Raw genomic sequence first — 6,624 nt, 5'->3', positions numbered from 1 at the left:
GTCGGGCGGGTGGTGGCGGTGTGGGGCGCCACGGGCGCACGGGACGGGCCGGGTTTACCCGGGCGGGCGCGCCGTGTCCACACGGCGCGCCTTTTCCGTCCGGCGGCCCCAGCCGCCACGGACCGGCCCTGCACGCGCGGGGTGACCCCCACCCCGTCGTACCGAGGAGTACCGCATGGCCCCCCGTCCCGCTCCGGGTGAGCTCACCTTCGTCGCCCCGCGAGGGGCCAAGAAGCCGCCCCGGCACCTCGCCGACCTCACCCCGGCCGAGCGCCGCGAGGCGGTCGCCGCGATCGGCGAGAAGCCGTTCCGGGCCAAGCAGCTCTCCCAGCACTACTTCGCCCGCTACGCCCACGACCCGGCGCAGTGGACCGACATCCCGGCGGGCTCGCGCGAGAAGCTCCAGCAGGAGCTGCTGCCCGAGCTGATGAACGTCGTCCGGCACATCAGCTGCGACGACGACACCACCCGCAAGACCCTGTGGAAGCTGCACGACGGCACGCTCGTCGAGTCCGTGCTGATGCGCTACCCGGACCGGGTCACCATGTGCATCTCCTCGCAGGCCGGCTGCGGCATGAACTGCCCGTTCTGCGCCACCGGCCAGGCCGGCCTCGACCGCAACCTGTCCACCGCCGAGATCGTGCACCAGATCGTCGACGGCATGCGCGCCCTGCGCGACGGCGAGGTCCCCGGCGGCCCGGCTCGCCTGTCCAACATCGTCTTCATGGGCATGGGCGAGCCCCTCGCCAACTACAACCGCGTCGTCGGCGCCATCCGCCGCCTCACCGACCCGGAGCCCGACGGCCTGGGCCTGTCGCAGCGCGGGATCACCGTCTCCACCGTCGGCCTGGTCCCCGCCATGCTGCGGTTCGCCGACGAGGGCTTCAAGTGCCGTCTGGCCGTCTCCCTGCACGCCCCGGACGACGAGCTGCGCGACACCCTCGTTCCCGTGAACACGCGCTGGAAGGTCCGCGAGGTCCTGGACGCGGCCTGGGAGTACGCGGAGAAGTCCGGCCGCCGGATCTCCATCGAGTACGCCCTGATCCGCGACATCAACGACCAGGCCTGGCGCGGCGACCTCCTGGGCCGCCTGCTCAAGGGCAAGCGCGTGCACGTCAACCTGATCCCGCTCAACCCGACGCCGGGCTCGAAGTGGACCGCCTCGCGCCCCGAGGACGCGAGGGCGTTCGTCGACGCCATCGCCCGCCACGGTGTGCCGGTGACCGTACGGGACACCCGTGGCCAGGAGATCGACGGAGCGTGCGGACAGCTCGCGGCGAGCGAGCGGTAGGCTGGCCCGCGTACATCTGCATATTCCGACAGGGGAGCGCCACAGCGCTGAGAGTGCGGCACACGTTTCAGATCAAGCACCGTGGCCGCAGACCCTCTGAACCTCGCCCAGGTCATTCTGGGTAGGAAGTTCGGTCACCACCTCAAGCTGTTGCGCCCTGCCCGGGCGCCGCGCTCCAGGCGAGCGCCCGGGGCAGGGCCGCGTCTTCTCCTGGTCATACCCAGGAGGAATCAACCGTGAGCACCACCAAGAAGATCGCGGGTGCGGCGCTGGCCGCTGCCCTCGGCGTCAGCACGCTGGCCGCGTGCGGCGGCGGCACGAAGAAGGACGACGGGGCCGCCGCGAGCGGTTCCGCGAAGTCCAAGACCGTCACCCTGGTCTCCCACGACTCCTTCAACGTGACCGATTCGGTCCTCAAGGAGTTCGAGCAGCAGAGCGGCTACACCGTCAAGGTCCTCAAGTCCGGGGACGCCGGCGCAGCCCTGAACCAGGAGATCCTCACCAAGGGCTCCCCGCGCGGCGACGTCTTCTTCGGTGTCGACAACACGCTCCTCTCCCGCGCCCTCGACAACGGGATCTTCACCCCCTACGAGGCCAAGGGCCTGGCGGAGGTCAAGCCCGAGTACGTCCTCGACCAGCAGCACCGGGTCACCCCCGTCGACTCCGGCGACATCTGCGTCAACTACGACAAGGCGTACTTCGCCGACAAGAAGATCGCCCCGCCGCAGACGCTGGACGACCTGGTCAAGCCGGAGTACAAGAACCTGCTCGTCACCGAGAACGCGGCGACCTCCTCGCCCGGCCTCGGCTTCCTGCTCGCCTCCGTCGGCAAGTACGGGGAGGAAGGCTGGAAGGACTACTGGAGCAAGCTCAAGGCCAACGGCGTCGAGGTCGTCGACGGCTGGGAGCAGGCCTACAACGAGCGCTTCTCCGGCTCCGCGGGCGGCAAGAAGGCCAAGGGCGACCGTCCGCTGGTCGTCTCGTACGCCTCCAGCCCGCCGGTCGAGGTCCTCTACGGCGAGCCCCAGCCGGCCGAGGCCCCCACGGGCGTGGCCACCGGCACCTGCTTCCGCCAGGTCGAGTTCGCGGGGCTGCTGAAGGGCGCGAAGAACGAGGAGGGCGGCAAGGCCCTCATCGACTTCCTGATCGGCAAGAAGTTCCAGGAGGACATGCCCCTCCAGATGTTCGTGAACCCGGTGGTGAAGGACGCCAAGCTGCCGGAGGTGTTCACGAAGCACGGCGTGGTGGTCGAGAAGCCGGAGAACGTGGCCCCCGAGACCATCGCCAAGAACCGTGACCAGTGGGTCAAGGCATGGTCCTCGATCGTCGTGAAGTAGGACGCGAAGGCTCTCCGCAGGAGGGCGGGCGGGCCACCGCCGTCAGACTCGCTCTGATGGCCGTGCCGCTCGCCTTCTTCGGGCTGTTCTTCGCCTGGCCCGTCGCCGCGATCGTCGGCCGCGGTTTCCGGACGGAGGAGGGTTGGGAGTTCGGCCGGATCGGCGAGGTCCTCACCCAGCCGGACATCGCCGGCGTCCTCTGGTTCACGACCTGGCAGGCGTTCGCCTCGACCGTGCTGACCCTGCTCGTGGCGCTCCCCGGCGCCTACGTGTTCGCGCGGTTCTCCTTCCCCGGCAAGCAGCTGCTGCGCGCCCTGGTCACCGTGCCCTTCGTGCTGCCGACCGTGGTCGTCGGCACGGCCTTCCTGGCGCTGGTCGGCCGGAACGGGCTGCTGGACGAGGTGTGGGGGGTCCGGCTGGACACCACCGTGTGGGCGATCCTGCTCGCGCACGTCTTCTTCAACTACGCCGTCGTCGTCCGGACGGTCGGCGGGCTGTGGGCCCAGCTGGACCCGCGGCAGGAGGAGGCCGCCCGGGTGCTGGGCGCCGGACGCTTCGCGGCGTGGCGGCGGGTGACCCTGCCCGCGCTCGCCCCGTCGGTGGCGGCCGCCGCGCTGATGGTGTTCCTGTTCACCTTCAGCTCCTTCGGCGTCGTGCAGATCCTGGGCGGCCCCTCGTACGCCACGCTGGAGGTCGAGGTCTACCGGCAGACGGCGCAACTGCTGGACCTGCCGACCGCCGCGGTGCTGACGCTGGTCCAGTTCGCCGCCGTCGGGGTGATCCTCGGCGTGCACGCCTGGACCGTGCGCCGGCGGGAGACCGCGCTGCGGCTCGTCGATCCGGCGCGCACCGCGCACCCGCCGCGCGGCGTGGCGCAGCGCGGACTGCTGGGCGGAGTGCTGCTGACGGTGGCGCTGCTGATCGTGGCCCCGCTCGCCGTGCTGGTGGAGCGGTCCCTGGACGCCCCGGGCGGGTACGGGTTCGGGTTCTACCGGGCGCTCCAGGAGGCCGGCGCCGGCGGCGGAACCTTTCTGGTGCCGCCGCTGGAGGCCATCGGGAACTCCCTCCAGTACGCGCTCGCCGCCACAGGCATCGCCCTGGCCGTCGGCGGGCTCGCGGCTGCGGCGCTGGCCCGCCGGGCGGGCCGCTTCGTCCGGGGGTTCGACGCGCTGCTGATGCTGCCGCTCGGGGTGTCCGCCGTGACGGTGGGCTTCGGGTTCCTGATCACCCTGGACCGGCCGCCGCTGGACCTGCGCACCTCCTGGATCCTGGTGCCGCTGGCCCAGGCGCTGGTCGGGGTGCCGTTCGTGGTGCGGACCATGCTGCCGGTGCTGCGGGCGGTCGACGGGCGGCTGCGGGAGGCGGCGGCGGTGCTCGGTGCCTCCCCGCTGCGGGTCTGGCGGGAGGTGGACCTGCCGCTGGTGCGCCGGGCGGTGCTGATCGCGGCGGGCTTCGCCTTCGCGGTCTCGCTGGGCGAGTTCGGGGCGACGGTGTTCATCGCCCGGCCGGACCGTCCGACGCTGCCGGTGGCCGTGGCCCGGCTGCTGGGGCGGGCCGGGGAGATGAACTACGGGCAGGCGATGGCCCTGAGCACGATTCTGATGCTGGTGTGCGCGGTGTCCCTGCTGGTGCTGGAGCGACTGCGACCCGACAAGACCTCGGGAGAGTTCTGATGACCCTGCTCCGCCTCGAAGGGGTGACGGTCCGCTTCGGCGACCGGGCGGTCGTGGACGCGGTGGACCTGGAGGTCGCCGAGCACGAGACCGTCTGCGTCCTGGGGCCGAGCGGCAGCGGCAAGTCCACCCTGCTGCGGGTGGTGGCCGGGCTCCAGCCGCCCTCCGCCGGACGGGTAGTGCTCGCCGGCGCCGACCAGGCGGGCGTCCCGGTGCACCGGCGGGGGGTGGGCCTCATGTTCCAGGACCACCAGCTGTTCCCGCACCGGGACGTCGGCGGGAACGTCGCCTTCGGCCTGCGCGCACGGGGCTCCGCGAAGCCGGAGTACGAGGAGCGGGTGGCGAGCCTGCTGGAGCTGGTCGGGCTCCCCGGGGCGCAGCGCCGGGCGGTGGCCTCCCTGTCGGGCGGTGAGCAGCAGCGGGTCGCCCTGGCCCGGGCGCTGGCCCCCTCGCCGAGGCTGCTGATGCTGGACGAGCCGCTGGGCCAGCTGGACCGGGGGCTGCGCGAGCGGCTGGTGGTCGAGCTCCAGGGGCTGTTCTCCCGGCTGGGCACCACCGTGCTCGCCGTCACCCACGACCAGGGCGAGGCCTTCGCGCTGGCCGACCGGGTGGTGGTGATGCGGGACGGGCGGATCGCCCAGGCGGGTACCCCGCTGGAGGTGTGGCAGCGGCCGGCGTCGGAGTTCGTGGCGCGGTTCCTCGGCTTCGAGAACGTGGTCCCGGCCACCGTCTCCGGGGGCGCGGCCGCGACCCCGTGGGGCGAGGTCCCCGTACCCGTCGGCTCGCCCGAGGGGGAGGGGCGGCTGCTGGTCCGGCCGACCGGGGTGGTGCCGGGCGCGGGCGGGCTGGACTGCGTGGTGGAGTCCCGGACCTTCCGCGGCAGGCACGTGGCCCTGCTGCTGCGGCCCGCGCGGGGGCCCGTACTGGAGGCGGAGTGCGAGCCGGCCGCCGCGCCGGCCGTGGGGGACCGGATCGCGGTGGCCTTCACGCCCTCCGAGGTGGTCGTCCTGCCGTCGGCGTAGGAGACCCACGCCGCCCGGGCGCCGTCTGCTACGCCGCCCGGATGCCGTCGACGGCGACCGGCAGGTGGCGGGGGCCGCGCAGGACCGCGTTCTGCCGGTAGGGCGGCGGGTCCTCCAGCAGCCGGGGGTTCTCCAGCCGGCGGGCCAGCTCGCTCAGGGCCAGTGCGGCCTCCAGCCGGGCCAGCGGCGCCCCGAAACAGCTGTGGATCCCGCTGCCGAGGCCCAGGTGCTGGACGTCCGGGCGGTCGGGGTCGAAGCGGTCCGGGTCCTCGAAGCGCTTCGGGTCGCGGTTTCCGGAGGCCAGGATCAGCCAGAGCGAGGAGCCCTTGGGGATGGTCACCCCGGCCACCTCGATGTCGGCCAGAGTGCTGCGCTGCGGCAGCAGCTGCACCGGCGGCTCGAAGCGCAGCAACTCCTCCACCATGGGGACCGCCAGGTTTGGCTCGGAGCGCAGCCGCTCCAGGTGCTCCGGGTTGCGCAGCAGGGTGAGCATGCCGTTGGTGATCAGGTTGACGGTGGTCTCGTGGCCGGCGATCAGCAGCAGCGCCGCCGTGCTGAGGACCTCCATCGTGCTCATCGTGCCGTCCGGGCCCTGTCCGGTGGCCAGCTCCGAGAGCATGTCGCCGGTCGGGTTCTTGCGCCGTTCCTCGATCAGCGCGGCCAGGTACATGCCGAGCTCCATCCGGGCGCCCTCCGTCTTCTTGGCGCGTTCGGCGGGGTCGGCGTCGGGATCGGGGTCCAGGCTCGCGGCCAGGGTGTCGGCCCAGACGTGGAAACGGGCCTCGTCCTCGGGCGGCACGCCCAGCAGCCGGCAGATGACCGTCACCGGGAAGGGGTAGGAGAACTCCTCCACCAGGTCGATCCGGGCCGGGTCGCCCTTCGCGGCGATCGTGTCGATCAGCCCGGTGACGATGCCGCCGAGCTCGCCGCGCATCTGTTCCACCCGGCGCGGGGAGTGCGGGGGTCCGAAGGGGCGGTTGGTCATGCGGCGCAGCCGGTCGTGGTCGGGCGGGTCCAGCTTCAGGAAGGACGGCGGCAGGACGTCCGACTCGCCCTCCTCCGCCTGGTTCAGCGGGTCGCCGGCCGTCGCCGTCAGGTTGCGGGAGTCGGAGCTGATGCGCGGGTCGTGCAGCAGGCCCTTGATCTCGTGGTAGGTGCTGATGACGTACGGGCCGTCGCCGTCGTGGAACACCGGGGTCGCACGGAGCTCCTGGTACAGCGGGTACGGGTTGGCGCGGCTGGAGTAGTCGAGGATCTGCCGCAGGATGCCTTGGGTCATGAGGGGTCCTCGTGCTCGTGCT

The 6,624-nt window shown here is 72.4% G+C and carries 5 protein-coding genes; 4 read left to right on the top strand and 1 reads right to left on the bottom strand.

What is annotated here, in order from left to right:
• Positions 1 to 175 precede the first annotated feature (175 nt).
• The 4 genes from rlmN to WDV06_RS21615 all read left to right on the top strand — a co-directional run bounded on the left by rlmN (position 176) and on the right by WDV06_RS21615 (position 5,323).
• Positions 176 to 1,291: a dual-specificity RNA methyltransferase RlmN gene (gene rlmN / locus WDV06_RS21630; RefSeq protein ID WP_395511412.1), complete on the top strand. Its 1,116-nt coding sequence runs from the start codon at positions 176 to 178 to the stop codon at positions 1,289 to 1,291.
• 236 nt (positions 1,292 to 1,527) lie between these two features.
• Positions 1,528 to 2,628: a thiamine ABC transporter substrate-binding protein gene (locus WDV06_RS21625; protein ID WP_395511411.1), complete on the top strand. Its 1,101-nt coding sequence runs from the start codon at positions 1,528 to 1,530 to the stop codon at positions 2,626 to 2,628.
• A gap of 56 nt (positions 2,629 to 2,684) precedes the next feature.
• Positions 2,685 to 4,301, top strand: a complete 1,617-nt coding sequence (locus tag WDV06_RS21620) for an ABC transporter permease (RefSeq protein WP_395511410.1) — start codon at positions 2,685 to 2,687, stop codon at positions 4,299 to 4,301.
• Positions 4,301 to 5,323: an ABC transporter ATP-binding protein gene (locus WDV06_RS21615; RefSeq protein ID WP_395511409.1), complete on the top strand. Its 1,023-nt coding sequence runs from the start codon at positions 4,301 to 4,303 to the stop codon at positions 5,321 to 5,323. The genes WDV06_RS21620 and WDV06_RS21615 overlap by 1 nt, the downstream gene beginning before the upstream one ends.
• 28 nt (positions 5,324 to 5,351) lie before the next feature.
• Here the strand turns inward: WDV06_RS21615 and WDV06_RS21610 are convergent, their stop codons facing one another.
• A complete protein-coding gene (locus WDV06_RS21610; protein WP_395511408.1) occupies positions 5,352 to 6,602 on the bottom strand; it encodes a cytochrome P450 in 1,251 nt (416 codons plus the stop codon).
• Positions 6,603 to 6,624: the final 22 nt, after the last annotated feature.

It is taken from the genome of Streptomyces racemochromogenes, assembly GCF_044129415.1.
GTDB lineage: Bacteria > Actinomycetota > Actinomycetes > Streptomycetales > Streptomycetaceae > Streptomyces > Streptomyces racemochromogenes_A.
This window is presented reverse-complemented; position numbering and strand designations above follow the sequence as displayed.

Coding starts and splice junctions, on each gene's coding strand:
- WDV06_RS21620 (WP_395511410.1), top strand. CDS start 2,685: ATGGCCGTGCCGCTCGCCTTCTTCGGGCTGTTCTTCGCCTGGCCCGTC.
- rlmN (WP_395511412.1), top strand. CDS start 176: ATGGCCCCCCGTCCCGCTCCGGGTGAGCTCACCTTCGTCGCCCCGCGA.
- WDV06_RS21610 (WP_395511408.1), bottom strand. CDS start 6,602: ATGACCCAAGGCATCCTGCGGCAGATCCTCGACTACTCCAGCCGCGCC.
- WDV06_RS21615 (WP_395511409.1), top strand. CDS start 4,301: ATGACCCTGCTCCGCCTCGAAGGGGTGACGGTCCGCTTCGGCGACCGG.